Origin of the sequence: Paenibacillus herberti, from assembly GCF_002233675.1 — a bacterium.
GTDB classification, from domain to species: Bacteria; Bacillota; Bacilli; order Paenibacillales; family Paenibacillaceae; genus Paenibacillus_O; species Paenibacillus_O herberti.
The window spans coordinates 368,765-385,523 of sequence record NZ_NMUQ01000001.1 but is presented as its reverse complement, the minus strand read 5'-3'; the positions used below and the strand labels follow the sequence as shown (position 1 = coordinate 385,523).

Here is a 16,759-nt window from a genome sequence, read left to right as displayed (position 1 = left end):
GAAAGAGCGGCTCCTTTCTGTGCGGTTAGTGAACGTCCCGCAAGGCTTCGTTACAGCCCCCGAGTGATTTTCCCCAATCAGCTCGGTGGTCGCAATCGCCCGCGGAGAGCGCGGATATTGTCGGAATACACGGCTGCTTCCTCCATCGTAACCGACTTGCCGCCGTACTTGGCTCGCTCGAAAAATTTCAGCAGATCACTAAATTCCTGCTTAAGAAAGCGACGCTGCTCCGACCAGCGGAAAATCGCTTCGCGAAGCGTTTCATGCTCTGCCTTGGTCAGGCCATGCCGCCGCGCTGAGCGGATCAATCGCTCCGTCTCCCAAACGACTCGCTGCTCGGCAGTGAGCGATCGAGTACGATATGTGCTCCACAGGCCAGCTAACTGCTCCCGGCGGTTGAACGCCAAGACGCCGGCTGCTGCAGTCAACACCGTAAGGCCAACCCAACCGAGCCATGCTGGCAGGTTGAAGCTGTTTTCTTCTGCCGCGGTATCCTCAACAACTTCAGGAGCTGTTGAAGGCAATGGCTCCACGCTAGGCTCAGGAGCCGTGCTGCCGGCCGCAGTAGCGTAAGGAAAGGCAAAGCCCGGCGTAGGCTCGAATGGCACCCAACCAAAACCTTCAAAATAAATCTCCACCCACGAATGCGCGTCGGAGTTGCGTACCGTATAGGTGTCCTCGCCGTTCATCTCGCTAAGGTCTTCCATTGTTGCACCTTGGCGCATGAGATCTTCGCGATTAACTGTACCGGACCCAGGTGCATAACCTTTCACCCAGCGCGACGGCAAGTCGACATGTCTCGCCATGACAGCCATTGCGGTGGAGAAGTAGTCGCAGTAACCTTCCTTAATTTCGAAGAGGAAAGAGTCCACGAAGTCTTTGCTCCTCTTTTTGGACAGATCAGGCTCATTCGTGTAAGTGAAATTACTGCTCAGATAAGTTTCAATCGCTTTGGCTTTATCAAAGTCGGTTACGGCATCCGCCGTAATCTCGCGCGCAAGACCGGCGACGCGGCTCTGCGAATTTAACGGAACCTGGCCATAATAAAGGAATGGCATGCTGTTTAAAGGGGCTGCAGATGCCTCCTTAAGCGCATCGTTCAGAACAACTTGCTCGGATACGACCGTATAGGCAGGCGGATAGGGTGTATTTCCGTTTAATGCAATGCCGAGTTTGCTAATCTTAACATCAAAATTAACTATGTCCTCATAGGAGATTCTTCCATTATTAGGAATTTCGATAGAGCGAGCTGTTGGAGCTCCGAACAACACTGGGAATTTGTCCTTGCGGAGCATTTTGAACGATTGCTTGATTTCGACTGTTTCCGCATTCGGACTTAAAGGCATTCCTCCGATATCCGTTCCATCTGTTGGCATCGAAATGATATTGTCCTGCAGCTCCTCACTGCTCGTCCAGCCGGAACCGTTATAATAGTCCTTCGTCTCTCCCCGCCAGTAGCTCTTTTGCGATGAGGTAACCTCCATCACCGGCGAGTAATCGAAATTGAAGCCGCCGCCAAGGTTGTCATCATTGCGGCTGTATCCGGACTTGGCGGATTTGCCGGAGCTGTCCGGCGCAATGCCTTTGTCCCCGACAAAGGACTGAACCTGCTGCCCTTGCGACTCTTTCCATGCGGTATAGGGGTCCTTGATGACCGGCGGAATTTCCGGCGCTATTAACCCCGTAGTCATGACGAGCGACAGTACGAGCACGATTGGCAGCATCAGCTGCAGGGGATAACGGAGCAATCGTTTCCAACTGAGCGGATGCTGCTGTTGAAAACTTGCATAATGCTCCGCGATAAGCCAGACCAATCCGGCGAAAACAACGATCGCTACACTGTCCCACAAGTAAATTGGAGTGAAGGAATCCGAAATCGCTAATACGAGCAGATTGACCGTCGTAAAGCCAATGATACGGATGCGCAGCCTCGTCCATGTTGCAAACATCGCATAGATAACCCAGACTGCCAGCGATATTTCCAGAAATGGACTGAACTGCTTAGCGACTTCGCTGACAGCCACCAAGCCGCCTTCCGTCATATAGCGCAGCACGGGGCCAATTGAGCCAAATTGGATCGGAGACAGCTGCACTAAAATCAACAGGACAGCAATTAGCTGGGCGAACAACCCATAGATGCGCCCAACCGGTATGAGATCCAGTAGAGCGACTACCGCTAGCACCGTGTACACGATGACAAAGGTTTCCTCCCACCACAACTGCTCCAGCACAGATACCGTGCTCGCAATCATGACAGCAGTAAGCACGCTAGAAAGCGCTAGAAACCATCGCGCACGAGGAGTTTGCTGCCCCCCTCTGGAAAATAGTCCCGCCCTTGTTTGCATCCGATTAGCTTCCAGCATCTGCAGCCACCTCCCTTCCTTCAAGCGCTGCGGGCAGCTCTTCGAGGCTGCGAATGACATAAATCGCGCCCACAGCGATGAATTCATGCTGGCTTGAGGCGGCAAGCGGATGGTTCGAAGCCAGAACCCTAATGCAGACTGGATTGAGGTTCCGTCGCGACAGCCAATTCATCGCCTGACGAATCTCCTCTAGAGGAGCGTCTGTAACGAGCAGCGCCATCGAGCCTTGGTCAAGAATCGGGTCTGCGCGCAAAATAGCCTGGGCGAGTTTGTCCGAGCCGTTGTTGTCGACCTCAGTCAGCAGCTGCATCGCGCGATGCAGCTGGTCGCCGCCGCTTCTCGCTTTGAGCGCCGTCGGAATAGCAGAGGAGCACCATAGACCCATCGAAGTGCCGCGTCTCATCCCATGCTCAAACAGTGAGGCTGCGGCGGACACGGCCGTCTCGAATCGCTCCGCAGCACCGGCATCGGCGCTGCGATAAGCATCGAGAAGCACGATCGTTCTAGGAAGCGCTTCGCGTTCGAATTCCTTGGATTTCCATTGGCCGGTTTTGGCCGTTGCACCCCAATGAATCCGCGACAGTCGGTCGCCGGGCATGAATTCGCGAATACCATTAATCTGAGTCGTCTCTCGCGAGGAACGAGGCTCAGCAGCATGAGAGAAATGTCCTTTTGCCCCACGCCGGATTCGGTCCCAGCCATATAAAGTGATCGTTCTAGGACGAACCGAGAAACTTCCTTCCTCATGGAAAGAGCCTGTGTGCTCGATAAAGCCAAAAATATCTTTGGTTATACATACGGTAGGGAGAAAACGGTACAGGCCTCGACGCAGCGGAGGCGTCTCGTATTCCGCTATGCCAGCTCGCTTCACGTTAGGAACGAAGCTGACCTCGAACGGAATCGCAGTGCCCCCATTGCGCTCCAGCCTTTCCATAACAAGCACGTAAGGGACAGGATAGATGCCCGGCAGGCGAAACTGAAGCTGTACCTGCAGCGTCTCGCCTGCGGCAAGCAAGCGACTGTCCGAGCCAGCAACGCCAGGCAACCCCGGCGCTGCTGCAGGTCCGCGAGCTATCGCCTTGCGCGTGCCGGAAATACGACGTATACCACTCCAATAACCAAGGATAAGATAAAGGATAAGACCGTTGAAAATGCAGAACAGCATGACCGGAGTTCTGCCGCCCTGAAACAGCATATACATCAAGCTGGAAACATACAGGATAGCCATAATCCACAGTCGGCGGCGAGTCGCGTTCGGTGGCCTGCGTCCAGCAGCAGGTCGCCTCATGCTCAGCGCTCCAGTCGGACCGGAGCTTTGGTCCGCTCGATCACATCCTGGATGACTGTTTCAGCGCGAACGCCCCTCAGCCTGGACGACGGCTGCAGCATCAGCCGATGGGATAACACATGCGGCGCCAGCTGTTTCACATCATCGGGGATGATGTACTCGCGCTGCTCCATGAGCGCGCGCGCCTTAGCCGCGCGCATAAGAGCAACGGAAGCGCGGGGGCTGGCCCCGAGCTGAACGCCTTCATGCTCACGAGTGCCGCGGACGATCCGCACGAGATAATCGCCGACAGCCTCGTCGGCATGTACACGTTCGACCTGCTGCTGCAACGCAATGATTTCCTCAATCGAGGCGACTTGGGTCAGCGCATCGGAAGGATGGCCGCTTTCGCGCGCCATGACCATACGACGCTCGTCTGCCTCGCCAGGATAACCAAGCGACAGCTTCATCATAAAACGATCCATCTGCGCCTCTGGCAGCAGATAAGTTCCTTCAAATTCAATCGGGTTCTGCGTGGCGATTAGGATAAACGGCGAAGGTAAAGCATACGTTTCTCCGTCAACCGTTACGCTGCTTTCCTCCATCGCCTCCAGCAGAGCGGATTGCGTTTTTGTCGTAGCGCGGTTGATCTCATCGGCAAGCACGAGATGGGACATGATCGGACCGGGACGAAAGATGAATTGCTCTTCCCGGGGATGATAAATCGTAAGACCAGTAATATCGGTAGGCAGTAAATCCGGGTTGCATTGAATGCGCCGGAAATCGCCGCCAATAGAGCGGGCAAGAGCTTTGACAAGCTGGGTTTTTCCTGTGCCGGGAACGTCCTCCAGCAGCAGATGGCCTCCGGCCAGCAAGGCGATCAGGACAAGCTCGATCTCCCTTTCCTTGCCAAGGATGACAGATTGCAAATTGCTGCGAATGGCCGAACATAACTGCTGGTCTGGCGCATAAACTTCCACGTCGACAACTCCTCCCCGATATCAACATCTTTCGCCCAGCAGCCCCAGGGCGCTGGTCTCATTATTTTACAGGAACCTGTCAGACAGAACAACAATAACCCAGAGAATGGAAAAAAGTAAAATAAAAAATGGAGAACTCCACAAGGGAATTCTCCATTTACGATTGAAACTGGTAAAAAGCTTCATCCTTTGGGTCGGATGATCAGCGCAGCCAGGAATGAGAAGATGATCGCCGCACTAATACCCGCGCTCGTCACCTTAAAAATACCGGAGATGACGCCGATCCATCCAGTCGTTTGCAGCTCGGTCAAAGCTCCATGTACGAGCGAGTTGCCAAAGCTGGTGATCGGCACGGTCATGCCAGCACCGGCGAAGTCAATTAGCGGCTCGTACCAGCCGAAACCGTCGATAATCGCTCCAACCACGACGAAAGTAGACATTGTATGTGCCGGGGTCAACTTTCCGACATCGAACATCAGCTGACCAATTACGCAGATTGCTCCTCCCACAATGAAGGCCCATAAATAAATCATCCCTGCACCTCGCTTCGTTCAATGGATACGGCATGAGCAACGCATGGAATGCTCTCGCCCTGCTGGAAGGACAGCGGTGACAGCAGTGCCCCGGTCGCCACAATAAGGATGCGTTTGAACTCCCCTTTTTGCAGCCGCTTGAGCAGATGCCCATATGTCACGACAGCCGAGCAAGCACAGCCGCTTCCTCCAGCTTGCACCTTTTGCCGAGCAATATCGTAGATCATCAATCCACAGTCGTTGAATACGGTCTGCTCCATCGGAACGCCGTTGTGCTTCAGCAAGTCGGTGGCGATGCGATGTCCTACCGATGCTAAATCTCCTGTGACGATCATGTCGTAATCGCCGGGAGAGCGGCCAGTGTCATTAAAATGAGCCTGGATCGTATCTACAGCCGCCGGCGCCATCGCTGCTCCCATGTTAAACGGGTCCTTAATGCCGAGGTCAACGATCCGGCCGATCGTTGCGCATTCCACAACGGGACCGGAACCCGAGGGCGCAACGATAGCTGCTCCTGCCCCGGTAATCGTATACTGCGCTGTCGGCGGCTTCTGTGAGCCGTACTCCGTTGGATAACGGAACTGCTTTTCGGCTGTGCAGTTATGGCTACAGGTGCCAGCCAGTACATGTTTGCCATTGCCGGAGTTAACGATCATCGAAGCGATAGCCAGCGATTCCATGGAAGTGGAACAAGCTCCGAACACCCCGATATATGGCACACCTAGCGAGCGGGCTGCAAACGTATTGCTGATGATTTGATTCATCAGATCGCCCCCGACGAAAAACTCCAGCTCCTCATTGGTGATGCCAGCGTTTTTAATCGCCAGATCGGATGCCTGCTCCAGCAGCAATCGTTCCGCCTTCTCCCAGCTTTTTTGCCCCATATCCAGCTCAGGATGCACAAAATCAAAGTCGGCTGCCAAAGGCCCGTCACCCTCGTCCGGCCCTACAACCGTAGCGGTGCCGATAATGACAGGACGATTTTCAAACCACCAGGTTTGTTTGCCCTTTTGCATATCAATGCATTCCTCCCGTGCCAAAAATCAAGTGGGCGATGCCGACAAAAAAGGCCGCTACGACGCCAAATACGATGACCGACCCGGCCATTTTGAACATATTGGCGCCCACTCCAAGCACAAGACCTTCGCTGCGATGCTCGAGCGCCGCCGAACACATCGAATTCGCAAAACCAGTAACAGGTACTGCGGAACCGGCTCCGGCCCATTGAGCGATTTTGTCATAAACACCGAGACAAGTCAGAATGACCGAGATCAGAATCATCACCGCTACGGTAGGATTGCCAGCCTTCAACGCATCCATATGGAAGGTGTACATGAAAAACTCCTGCACACCTTGACCGATCAGGCAGATTAAGCCTCCTGATAAAAAGGCGCGAATGCAGTTTTTGACCACCGATCGAGCCGGCTCTCTATTTTTGGCAAAAGCCTGATATTCCTTGGCTGACATTACCATCTTCTTGTATTCACCGTTGCCCTTGCTCGTGCTGGACATATCGCATCCTCCTTGCAGGCCGCAAATTATGTACCGTCAAATCCGGCCCTATTGTTGGATTATTATTTGCCGCAAGCTGCCGCATTATCCGACTGCGCAATTCAGGAGATGCCGCTTTGTTTTTCCAGGTAAAAATGGGGTCGAAAAAGGAATACTAATGAGAACGGATACACATTTGCTGCTCTCGTTTATTCCGATAAAGAAATGACGCATCATCATTTACTAAAGAGGTAAATTAGTCTATAGTAACTGGAACTGTGCACTGAACCTTACATCTTAAGTTGTACCAATCTGTTCCAGAAAGAAGGCCTTTTTTGTTATGAATTCATTACCACCCGTCACCAGAAGCCGCAGAGAGATTGGGCTGACTATCGCCGGCATCCTTTTAATTGCCGCGAATATGCGCGCTGCCATTACCTCTGTCGGCCCGCTCATTAACCAAATCTCCAGCAGTTATCAACTGAGCAGCGAATTGTCCGGACTGCTTACCTCGATGCCTTTGCTCGCCTTCGCAGTTATGTCGCTGGTTGCTCCACGTATTTCCGAGCGCTTCGGAGCCGAACGCTCTCTCTTGTATAGCTTGGTGCTTTTGATTGCCGGCATGCTCGTGCGGGCAATTCCCGGAGCGCCGGCATTGTTTGTAGGTACGGCACTGCTGGGGTTAGCAATTGCGGTCAGCAACGTACTGCTCCCAAGTATAATCAAACGTGACTTCCCGACTGGGATCGGCCTGCTGACCGGCTCTTATTCCGTTACGATGAGTATGTTCGCGGCCATCGCTTCCGGAGCTGCCGTGCCGCTTTCCTCCATGCCAGGTTGGGATTGGAACCTGTCGTTGCTTGTATGGGTACTGCTCGCAGTTATCGCGCTTGTTGCTTGGCTGCCCCGCAGCTTGAAAGCAAAACCCGCTGGCACTTTGCGAGCTCCCGGCTCTCTTTCCAGCATGTTCCGTTCCCCGCTCGCTTGGCGAATCACATTTTTTATGGGTCTGCAATCGATGACTTTTTACGTTACAATCGCCTGGTTGCCCGCAATTTTACTCGAACGCGGCTTTAGCGCTGCAGCCGGGGGATGGATGCTGTCGCTCATGCAGCTCGTCAGCTTGCCGACATCGTTCTTCCTTCCAGTCTGGGCCAGCCGCATGCGCACTCAAGTGCCGCTTGTTCTGGCCTCGGGCATCACGTCGCTTTGCGCATACTCAGGCCTGCTGTGGGGATCAACCGATCTTTCCGTGCTGTGGATCATTCTGCTCGGCCTAAGCCAAGGTGCTACGATTTCGCTGGCGCTGACATTCTTCGGACTGCGTACACGTAACGCCGCCGAAGCAGCTCGGCTATCCGGAATGGCTCAAGCGTTTGGTTACTTGCTCGCTGCCCTCGGCCCCGTCCTGCTGGGCACGCTGCATGACAGCTTCAACTCCTGGAACCCAGTGCTTGCCGTGCTGCTGCTAGTATCGCTGACCGTTTTGCTGCTTGGCCTCGGAGCTGGACGCAGTCGCTACGTGTCTCCTCCCGAAGCAGTAAGTACTGACAGCAGCCCTCGCCCTGCCGGCTAATGCGGATGACTACGGCAGAACCAGCATCCTATGTCGGTTCTGCTGTTATAGAGCGTTTAAACAAAGGGAGAAGCCCCGAAGTCATCGTTAGATGATTTCGGGGCTTCCCCCTTGATTATTTAGACCACTAGTACAATATCGGTTGATGACGCTGAATCGTTTTCGAATCTGAGGCGTTTGTGAAAAACAAGTAACTTCGACTACTTGCTTTGCTCGTCGGGGCCGCTTTCGGATCAATCAAGTAACTTCGACTACTTGCTTTGCTCGTCGGGGCCGCTTTCGGCTCAATCAAGTAACTTCGGCTACTTGCTTTGCTCGTCGGGGCCGCTTTCGGCTCAAACAAGTAACTTCGGCTACTTGCTTTGCTCGTCGGGGCCGCTTTCGGATCAATCAAGTAACCGCAGCATTGTGGGCTACTACATGCATTTCAACAGCATCAGCACCAACCTATAGCAAGTATAGTAAGGTCAGCTTGTTCCAAAAAAAAGGGTGTCTCATTTGCCGGCAGCAGCCGACAATGAGACACCCTTTTCAACTAACTTGTACAGTAGCGTAGCGGCTAGTCGCCGCAGAAGATCTTTAGAACGCCGGCACGATTGCGCCTTTGTACGTATCTTCGATATATTTCTTAACTTCAGGGCTGTTAAGTGCTTTGGCCAGCTTCTGCATTGCTTCGGAATCTTTGTTGTCCGGACGGGAAACGAGAATGTTCGCGTAAGGAGAATCCTTGCTCTCGATTACAATAGCGTCTGCCGTTGGGTTAAGATCAGCTACCAACGCGTAGTTCGTGTTGATGATGGCCAGATCAACTTCGCCAAGTACGCGCGGCAACGTTGCGGCTTCCAGCTCTTTGAACTTGAGGTTTTTTGTATTCTCAGTAATGTCCTTGATTGTAGCAGCAACGCCTACGCCGTCTTTAAGCTTAATCAGACCGTTCTCAGCAAGCAGCAGCAAGGAGCGACCACCGTTTGTAGCGTCGTTCGGAATAGCGATCGTTGCGCCATCCTTCAGCTCATCTAAGGACTTAACGGAGTTGGAGTATGCGCCCATCGGCTCGACATGCACATTAACAACTTTAACGAGGTCGTAATTGCGCTCTTTGTTTTGATCGTCGAGGTAAGGAACATGTTGGAAGAAGTTTGCGTCGAGTTGCTTCTCGTACAGCTGTACGTTCGGCTGCACATAATCCGTGAACTCTTTCACTTCCAGGTTTACGCCTTCTGCAGCGAGTTTATCCTTAATGAAGTTCAGAATCTCGGCATGCGGCACTGAGGAAGCTCCGACTGTCAGTGTTACTGGCTCTGTATTGTTGGCAGCGTTGTTCGCCGGAGCCGTGTTTTCATTTTTAGCGCCGCAAGCAGCGAGTGTCAGCGCAAGCGCCGTAATTGTCATACCTTTAAGCCATTTGTTCATGGTTAACCCTCCGATTTTTATATATCTCTAGTTTTATTTATTTGTGGCTGATGCGTCGAACGAGCCAGTCGCCCAGCATCTGAAGAATCTGAACCAGGATGATTAACAGTATAACCGTAACGATCATGACCTCAGTCTGAAAACGTTGATAGCCGTAGCGCAGAGCTAAGTCTCCAAGCCCGCCGCCGCCGATAACGCCGGACATTGCTGTGTAGGATACAAGCGTAATCGCTGTTACCGTGATTGCCGCTATCAGACCCGGACGGGATTCCCGTAGTAGTACTCGGCGCACAATATCCCATTTGGAAGCGCCCATCGCCTGAGCCGCCTCGATAATACCGCGATCCACTTCACGCAGCGCTGTCTCCACCAAGCGCCCGAAAAACGGTGCAGCACCAATGACGAGCGGTGGAATCGTGCCTGCCACCCCAATCGTCGTGCCGGCGATTTCCTTGGTCAGCGGCATGACGGCGATCATCAGAATGATGAACGGTACAGAGCGGAGAATGTTCACAACGAAGGAAAGAATGGAGTAGAACACCGGCAAGTACAACAGCTGGCGACTGGAAGTCAGATACAGCAGCACCCCGATGATCAGGCCAAGAATGATCGTGAAAATCAACGACAGCCCCAGCATCGACATCGTATCCTGCGTTGCCTGCCAAATCTCGGCGGGATCGATATTGCTCCAATCGATGCCGTTTGATGAACGCAGATAAGTCAGATCTGTTGGCATCATGAGAGCACCTCCGCATCCAAGCCATTGCTGCGCAAGGCAGTGATGACTCCGTCAATATCCCGTTCTGGTCCACTGAGCTCAACGAGCAGTTGGCCGTACGGGGTATGCTTCATGCGAGATACCGTTCCCTGCAAAATCGCACATTGAACGGCGCTGCCCTTGACCGCTTCAAAAAGCACCGGCTCGTACGTCTCTTCGCCGACAAAATGCACTCTCACTAGCTTAGAACCTTCACGGCGAGGAAGCGGCGTGCCGCTCTCCAGCTCCGACAGCTCGTCGGCGAACTGGCGCGTCACGGCATGTGTCGGACGCAGGAATACGTCCAGCACTGCTCCCATCTCCACAATACGACCGGCGTCCATGACGGCGACCCGATCACAAATGGAACGGATGACCTGCATCTCATGTGTGATGAGGATGATCGTCAGCCCCAGCTTCTCGTTAATGCTCATAAGCAGCGACAAAATGGAGTTGGTCGTCTGCGGATCAAGCGCCGAAGTTGCCTCGTCGCAAAGCAATACCTGCGGATCAGCAGCCAGCGCCCGAGCGATACCTACCCGCTGCTTCTGTCCTCCGGACAACTGCGAGGGATATTTGTCGCCATGCGCTTCCAAGCCGACCAGTGCCAAAAGCTCGTCTACCCGCGCAGCGTATTCCTTCCGGCTTTTACCGGCAAGCACGAGGGGAAAAGCGATATTTTCCCGCACCGTTACGCTAGCAAGTAGGTTGAAGTGCTGGAAGATCATGCCGATCTTACGACGCTCCGCTTGCAGTTGGCGCTCACTCAGTGCCGTCAGCTCGGTTTTACCGAACCAAGCCCTGCCGGATGTCGGACGTTCCAGCAAATTCATGCACCGAATCAGCGTACTTTTGCCCGCTCCCGAGTGCCCAATGATGCCGAAGATTTCTCCAGGCTTCACCTGCAAGGAGATATCGCGAACGGCATCGACACTACCGCCTCGACCCTTGTATGACTTGGTCACATTCTGTAATTCAATCAGGTTAATCCCTCCTGGACAACACCGCCCCATCAAATCCCTATAAATCCAAGTTGTTTAAATGGTATTATATAGAATGACCTATAGTTTTGTCTATAGCGGTTATTGCATGTATTTAGGTTGCGAAATGGAGAAAAAAAGATACTTAAGTTCCCCAAACATCTTATTCTATCGGCCTTTTCCTATGATGTCAATTTAGCTATTAGCGCTCAAGATGCCCTGTCAAGTGCTGGAATGATATGATAGTAGAATCTGGGTTTTAGGATCGTATTGCTGGAGGTGTTCGATGATTTACTTCATTAAAGCTGTTTACAGTTTTATTCTGCCGCCTGGCTTGTTCCTGCTGTTGCTGACGGCAGCAAGCTGGCGGATGTGGCGCAAGGATCGGAAATGGGCCGCTCTTCCAATCGGTTCGCTGCTCCTGCTATACCTGCTCTCCTCTTCTTGGTTCTCCGACATGCTGATGCGAGGGCTTGAGCAGCGCTACGATCAATCGGCGGTGAATGAGCTGCGTGGCGACGTTATCGTTGTACTTGGCGCTGGTGCGGTGCCGGATTCGCCGGATCTTGGCGGCATTGGCAATATGTCTGGCTCCGCTGAAGCGAGGCTGCTCGCGGCTGCTCGCCTGTCGCGTACGACTGGGCTGCCGGTGCTGTTCAGCGGCGGTCAGGTGTTCCCGGATAGCGGCAACGAGGCGAATATCGCCGGTCGGCAGCTGCGCGAGCTCGGTTTTGCTGCGGATCAGATTTTGCTGGAAAATAAATCGCTCAACACAGAACAAAATGCCCTGCTCACTCGTGAATTGATGGAGAAAGAGGGATTGAAGCAGCCGATCTTGCTGACTTCGGCCTTCCATTTGCCGCGTGCTATGGAACAATTCAAGCGAGCCGGCCTAGAGCCACAGCCGTTCCCGGTTGATTATTCGGCATCACTGAAACCTCGCTGGTATTGGAGCAAGTTGCTTCCTACCGGGTCAGCTTTATCACTGAGCACAACAGCGCTCAAGGAGTATCTTGGTCTGGCCGCTCTGAAGCTGAGTTAGCCGAACAAGCGAAATGAATGAGAGTAAATTCCTCTTTAACGCAACTTTTCCAATTCTAATGCGTTTCTAGTTAACGTGAAGATCGGGAATACCGGACGAATTACGTTCGCAATAAAAGGAGACGCATATGAAACTGTTGAAGAGCTTGACCCTGCTCAGTCTGGCAGCAGCGCCACTGTATGGCATCGCTGGAACGGCCAGCGCCGATGCCGGCAATCAATTGGTAACTCTGACCAAAGGCAGCAATTTAATGGTAAAAGACGGTATGACTATTACTTCTGTGCAGCCCATGACAATCAAGAATAATGTGAGTTATGTTGCATTCAGCACATTGGCACAGCTGTACGGTTACAAAACCTCCTATGATACCAAAAAGAAGGAATCGATTGCCAAAACGCCATCCGGCGAAATTCGCTTCCGCATGAATACTAAGGACATCTGGGTGGACGGCGTTAAATGGACCGGAGAAGCGGCCAGCTTTTCTCAAAAGGGCTCGCTAATGATTCCAGTCCGTACCTGGGCCAAGGTAAGCATGAGCTCGATTAGCTTCTCCGGCAAATCCATCATGCTGAGTTGGGCAGACCAACCTGAAGCGAACTTCCAAGTACAGCCGTCCATCATCACCGCTGGAGATCCAGTGCAGTATATCGATCTGTACAATTCACCAGCGGGATTGCCGCTATTGAACGAGGAGTGGACCGGAAAGCAGGATGTATTCACCGAGCCCGGTTCGTATACGATCTCGCGCCGCGTGCAGGATAGCTCAGGGATATGGAGCGAGCCTTTCAGCGTCACTGTTCAAGTGGTAGCAGCGCCGAACCAGCCTCCTGTAGCGGATTTCACAACGGATAAAACCATTTACCGTCAGGGAGAACAGATTGTGTATACGGAGCTGAGCACGGATGACAACAATGCCATCGTAGCGGCCAAAACGAAGTGGAACGGGCGTCAACAAGCCTTTTTTGAGTCGGGTGACAAGACGATTACGATGACCGTAACCGACGATCAAGGGTTGACCTCGACGGTCAGCAAAACGATTACGATTACGGATGAGGAGCTTTATTCTGCGGAAGAGTTCGGCCTGTTGTTTGCACCAGTAGGTGAAAAAATCCGGGTAGACGGCGCTCATGTTAAAGATGTTCCCAAGCTCTCTTATGAATTTTCATCCGAGCCGTTCAAAATGTTTCGCAGTAACAGCCCCGAGCTGTGGACCTCTGAGGGCATCGCTTTTGACGATCAGTTCGAAGGCAAGGTACGGTTACTGTTCCATAATAAAAACACACTCGGTTACAATGTAAAAATGTATCTCGCTGTCACCAATGAAGGTTATCAGACGGCGCGTTTCGGCGTCAAAGCGACCGGCACTGGCGGCCCGGATGCCTCCGAGATCCGTACCGGCAAGCTGTCTACGACCCGTTATTTAACAGCACTCAACAACGATGTTCCAGAGACGTTCACGGACATCAAACCAGGAGCAACCCAGCTTGTACTGCCTGAAATCTCTACGACGCCGATTAAGCCGGGACTGGTCTACTCTGCTTATGCCGATGTGTCCTCCAACCAGAATCTGCGTATCCGAGTTGTCGTAGTCGCCGAGGGCAAGGATCCACTTAAAGAGATTGAATCTCTGTCGCTTATGCCATCGGATGGCACGCATGCCCGCGGCTCATTCAATAATACGAATCGTGATATTCTGATCGATGGCGTGCGCGGCGAGAAAGCGGAGCAAGTCGTGCTTGGTGATAATGTGCAGGATCCTTACCTTGACGGTTACGATAGCTCCGATGGCTCCCTACAGCTGAACCGCGGCAACTTTGGCGTGCTGTACAAAATGCGTGTAACGCTTGCGCCGCGCACTGTTGTCTATCTGAATCCGCGTGGCGGCCTTTATGGCGGAGCATTCCTCGTGAACGGCCAGCTTGTATCGGTCACGAATAATGACCAACTGAAAGACCAGAACGAAGGCGGCGTGCTCCACCGCTCTGGCGACACTCAAGAAACGGTTGAGTTTGTGTATATGATCGCATCCGGCAGTTTCCTGCCAATTACGATGGTGTTCCAACCGATGCCTGCACTAAAGGGCTAATAGCTGAGGAGGGCTGAGAGATCATCGATCTTCATTCACCTCGTTCTAAACAGTGGGCTTGGGGACTGGCGGCGGCTCTGCTGCTGCTGTCTCTCTGCCTGTTCGCCATCTCTTATTTCTCTCAGAAAGTGTTCTACATGGAGGAAGATACCTACAAGCTAGCGGCGGAAAACGGCGATCAACGGCGGTATACATCAACATTCGGTCCCGCTATCGTCGTATCTGGCTCAGGCAGTGAACGGATTATTACGCTAGACGGAAAAATCCAAGTGAAGATTGTTGATTCGCCGGAAGGTATTCGGAAACCTCCTAAAATGCTCGATCGCCTCTTTCTGATCGATTATCCTGGAGACATCCGCTTCCGCGTTGAGTTGACGAATGATCAAACACTAATTTACGACTCCAATGGCAAGCTCTACTTTGTATTCGTTACCGCTTATACAAATGGACAGCCGGATCCGAGCCTTCCCGTTTGGAATCGGTTCCCCCCGTATGCGCTCATTAAAGCCGCGTATCCTGAGCTTCATGAGCGACGCGGTCAGCCGCTTCACTTCATTCTGGGTTTGCTCGTGTTGGTGTTCGGATGGTGCGAGTTCCGCTATGAGCGATTCCAACATCTTAGCTATTGGTTATCACTGCGCTGGGTCGGAACGGACAATCCTGAGCCCAATGACACTCATTTCTTTCTCTGCAAAATCGGCGGTATCTTCATGATGCTGTTTTCTGTCTATCTGTTTTTCAAGTCGTTCGGATTAAGCCCAGTTTAACAATTGAAAACATAGTAAAAATGGGGCCGTCCCAAAAGCCATCCGATGGATGACCTAGAGACGGTCCCATTTCGTATTTAGGCCGCTTTAATTCATGAACGAACTCAAAGCACCTCAGAGGCAAAAATGATAAAGCACCAATAGCCCAAATTGCACTGCCCGGCCATGCGTAACGGAACTGAGAAGCCTTATTTCAGCAAAATGGAGCAGATTCGTAGCGTAACGGAACTGAGAGATGCTATATGAGGGAATTTCACGGTGGCATCATGATTTTGATCTAAATAACGCTTCTCAGTTCCGTTGGATCATCCGCACCCTGTATTTGATGGGAATAAGCTCTCTCAGTTCCGTTGGCATGTGTTGTTGAAATAGATCTAGCGAAGCGAAGCTAAGATATCATAGCCCATGACGGAATCATGCGCTTCTCCTCCGGTCAACTCAAATCGAAGTGGACTCCCAAGTGAGTCAGCTAGCTTTTCAACTGACTCCCTGGCATTACCGGATAGAGTTCCTGATCGTTCGTCCTTCTACCCTGCCTTTCAGCGGGTGCTTCCCGGGAAACCCTTTGGCACGTGTCATTGAAACCCTTTTTTTTTGGAATAAATTATTTAGCTTTTGCTTGTTTGTGACTAGCACTGTTTAGCTGCACTAAACTGCCCGTTACTTCAATAAAAAAAGAGGAGCCAAGTCGCTGCAAGCTCCTCCGCTTCGATTCCCCACACCACTAGCTACTCCACATTATCTTCACGCCATCAACTTCAATTTCGATGCCAATATCGTTCGACCAGCCGGAGAAGCCTGTTCCATCCAGCAGCTTGCCGTTAAATACCGTGCCGACACCGACCTTCTGATGAGGTGGAAGCATGATCATCATTGGCTCGAACTCGACATTGGCTGTACTTCGTATCAGAAAAGGCCTAACCGTTACATCCTTCTCCTTTCCATAGTTGAATAGCGTAATTGTGCAGTCCGCTTTCACATTCGCTTCTTCCGATCGATAGATGCACTCGCTGTTCTTTTTGGAGAAAGCGACGGAGGAAACGGAAACGGAATTATATTTCAGAAGAATCATGGCATTCTCGGTCACGATCGGAAACAGAAATGCGACTGCGATACAGCTCAGTATGATCCGGCTCCGTATTTTGGGAAACCGGACTTGATAAAACTTCACCGCACCGATGTAACCGGCAACAATGACAAGCAGCCCGACAGTAACCGAGACATGCAGTCCCGAATCGTACTCGGTATTGGTCCACGGCGGTATTCCAACCGCTTTGAAGATACTGTCTCCGAAAGAATAGCCGAGGTGGGTGTTGGATATGAGCAGCAGACCGATCAGAATGAGAACGAAAAACAGAGCTTCTTTTCTACGCATTTCATCTCCCCTTATCTACTTGTGAGCAGTTCGGGAAGGACCGCAGCCGTTCATGAAAATGCTCCATATATTATCTTATAACAACAGGATCGGCAATCTTTATCCTTGGCGATTGTCCCGCGGCGGCCC

General features: G+C 52.2%; 15 protein-coding genes. 4 read left to right on the top strand and 11 right to left on the bottom strand.

Annotation, left to right across the window (positions count from 1 at the left end; all coding sequences use genetic code 11):
* Window positions 1-77: 77 nt before the first annotated feature.
* The 6 genes from CGZ75_RS01845 to spoVAC form a co-directional block, all read right to left on the bottom strand.
* Complete coding sequence (locus CGZ75_RS01845; RefSeq protein ID WP_176444641.1) at window positions 78-2,363, bottom strand: transglutaminase TgpA family protein; 2,286 nt, start codon at window positions 2,361-2,363, stop codon at window positions 78-80.
* On the bottom strand, window positions 2,350-3,651 hold the full coding sequence (locus tag CGZ75_RS01840) for a DUF58 domain-containing protein (protein ID WP_089522601.1): 1,302 nt from the start codon (window positions 3,649-3,651) through the stop codon (window positions 2,350-2,352). The genes CGZ75_RS01845 and CGZ75_RS01840 overlap by 14 nt, the downstream gene beginning before the upstream one ends.
* A gap of 2 nt (window positions 3,652-3,653) precedes the next feature.
* On the bottom strand, window positions 3,654-4,610 hold the full coding sequence (locus CGZ75_RS01835) for an AAA family ATPase (protein WP_089522600.1): 957 nt from the start codon (window positions 4,608-4,610) through the stop codon (window positions 3,654-3,656).
* A gap of 182 nt (window positions 4,611-4,792) precedes the next feature.
* A complete protein-coding gene (gene spoVAE / locus CGZ75_RS01830; protein ID WP_089522599.1) occupies window positions 4,793-5,143 on the bottom strand; it encodes a stage V sporulation protein AE in 351 nt (116 codons plus the stop codon).
* On the bottom strand, window positions 5,140-6,159 hold the full coding sequence (gene spoVAD, locus CGZ75_RS01825) for a stage V sporulation protein AD (RefSeq protein WP_089522598.1): 1,020 nt from the start codon (window positions 6,157-6,159) through the stop codon (window positions 5,140-5,142). The genes spoVAE and spoVAD overlap by 4 nt, the downstream gene beginning before the upstream one ends.
* 1 nt (window position 6,160) lies before the next feature.
* Window positions 6,161-6,655 (bottom strand): stage V sporulation protein AC, encoded by a 495-nt coding sequence (spoVAC, locus tag CGZ75_RS01820; RefSeq protein WP_089522597.1) that lies wholly within the window; start codon window positions 6,653-6,655, stop codon window positions 6,161-6,163.
* A gap of 319 nt (window positions 6,656-6,974) precedes the next feature.
* Here spoVAC and CGZ75_RS01815 point away from each other — a divergent pair, with 319 nt between their 5' ends.
* Window positions 6,975-8,210, top strand: a complete 1,236-nt coding sequence (locus CGZ75_RS01815) for a CynX/NimT family MFS transporter (protein ID WP_089522596.1) — start codon at window positions 6,975-6,977, stop codon at window positions 8,208-8,210.
* A 127-nt stretch (window positions 8,211-8,337) separates the two neighbouring features.
* On the opposite strand, the gene CGZ75_RS24975 is transcribed toward CGZ75_RS01815, so the two are convergent.
* From CGZ75_RS24975 to CGZ75_RS01800, 4 genes are all read right to left on the bottom strand, one after another.
* Window positions 8,338-8,604 (bottom strand): hypothetical protein, encoded by a 267-nt coding sequence (locus CGZ75_RS24975; protein WP_176444640.1) that lies wholly within the window; start codon window positions 8,602-8,604, stop codon window positions 8,338-8,340.
* A 185-nt stretch (window positions 8,605-8,789) separates the two neighbouring features.
* Entirely contained in the window at window positions 8,790-9,623 is an 834-nt protein-coding gene (locus CGZ75_RS01810; RefSeq protein WP_089522595.1) for a MetQ/NlpA family ABC transporter substrate-binding protein, read from the bottom strand.
* 37 nt (window positions 9,624-9,660) lie between these two features.
* Window positions 9,661-10,320: a methionine ABC transporter permease gene (locus CGZ75_RS01805; protein WP_089524506.1), complete on the bottom strand. Its 660-nt coding sequence runs from the start codon at window positions 10,318-10,320 to the stop codon at window positions 9,661-9,663.
* Window positions 10,321-10,358: 38 nt separating this feature from the next.
* Window positions 10,359-11,363, bottom strand: coding sequence for a methionine ABC transporter ATP-binding protein (locus tag CGZ75_RS01800; protein WP_089524505.1), 1,005 nt, complete (start codon window positions 11,361-11,363; stop codon window positions 10,359-10,361).
* Between the two features lie 283 nt (window positions 11,364-11,646).
* Here CGZ75_RS01800 and CGZ75_RS01795 point away from each other — a divergent pair, with 283 nt between their 5' ends.
* The 3 genes from CGZ75_RS01795 (at window position 11,647) to CGZ75_RS01785 (ending at window position 15,255) form a co-directional block, all read left to right on the top strand.
* Window positions 11,647-12,402, top strand: a complete 756-nt coding sequence (locus CGZ75_RS01795) for a YdcF family protein (protein WP_089522594.1) — start codon at window positions 11,647-11,649, stop codon at window positions 12,400-12,402.
* Between the two features lie 127 nt (window positions 12,403-12,529).
* Window positions 12,530-14,488 (top strand): stalk domain-containing protein, encoded by a 1,959-nt coding sequence (locus CGZ75_RS01790; RefSeq protein WP_089522593.1) that lies wholly within the window; start codon window positions 12,530-12,532, stop codon window positions 14,486-14,488.
* A 137-nt stretch (window positions 14,489-14,625) separates the two neighbouring features.
* Window positions 14,626-15,255 (top strand): DUF6199 family natural product biosynthesis protein, encoded by a 630-nt coding sequence (locus tag CGZ75_RS01785; RefSeq protein ID WP_089522592.1) that lies wholly within the window; start codon window positions 14,626-14,628, stop codon window positions 15,253-15,255.
* 724 nt (window positions 15,256-15,979) lie between these two features.
* Here the strand turns inward: CGZ75_RS01785 and CGZ75_RS01780 are convergent.
* Entirely contained in the window at window positions 15,980-16,630 is a 651-nt protein-coding gene (locus CGZ75_RS01780; protein ID WP_089522591.1) for a hypothetical protein, read from the bottom strand.
* Window positions 16,631-16,759: the final 129 nt, after the last annotated feature.

Excerpts from the sequence above, each read along its gene's own strand:
- CGZ75_RS01815 (WP_089522596.1), top strand. The coding sequence starts at position 6,975 with ATGAATTCATTACCACCCGTCACCAGAAGCCGCAGAGAGATTGGGCTG.
- CGZ75_RS01785 (WP_089522592.1), top strand. The coding sequence starts at position 14,626 with ATGGAGGAAGATACCTACAAGCTAGCGGCGGAAAACGGCGATCAACGG.
- CGZ75_RS01790 (WP_089522593.1), top strand. The coding sequence starts at position 12,530 with ATGAAACTGTTGAAGAGCTTGACCCTGCTCAGTCTGGCAGCAGCGCCA.
- spoVAC (WP_089522597.1), bottom strand. The coding sequence starts at position 6,655 with ATGTCCAGCACGAGCAAGGGCAACGGTGAATACAAGAAGATGGTAATG.
- CGZ75_RS01845 (WP_176444641.1), bottom strand. The coding sequence starts at position 2,363 with ATGCTGGAAGCTAATCGGATGCAAACAAGGGCGGGACTATTTTCCAGA.
- CGZ75_RS01840 (WP_089522601.1), bottom strand. The coding sequence starts at position 3,651 with ATGAGGCGACCTGCTGCTGGACGCAGGCCACCGAACGCGACTCGCCGC.
- spoVAD (WP_089522598.1), bottom strand. The coding sequence starts at position 6,159 with ATGCAAAAGGGCAAACAAACCTGGTGGTTTGAAAATCGTCCTGTCATT.
- CGZ75_RS01780 (WP_089522591.1), bottom strand. The coding sequence starts at position 16,630 with ATGCGTAGAAAAGAAGCTCTGTTTTTCGTTCTCATTCTGATCGGTCTG.
- CGZ75_RS01795 (WP_089522594.1), top strand. The coding sequence starts at position 11,647 with ATGATTTACTTCATTAAAGCTGTTTACAGTTTTATTCTGCCGCCTGGC.
- CGZ75_RS01810 (WP_089522595.1), bottom strand. The coding sequence starts at position 9,623 with ATGAACAAATGGCTTAAAGGTATGACAATTACGGCGCTTGCGCTGACA.
- spoVAE (WP_089522599.1), bottom strand. The coding sequence starts at position 5,143 with ATGATTTATTTATGGGCCTTCATTGTGGGAGGAGCAATCTGCGTAATT.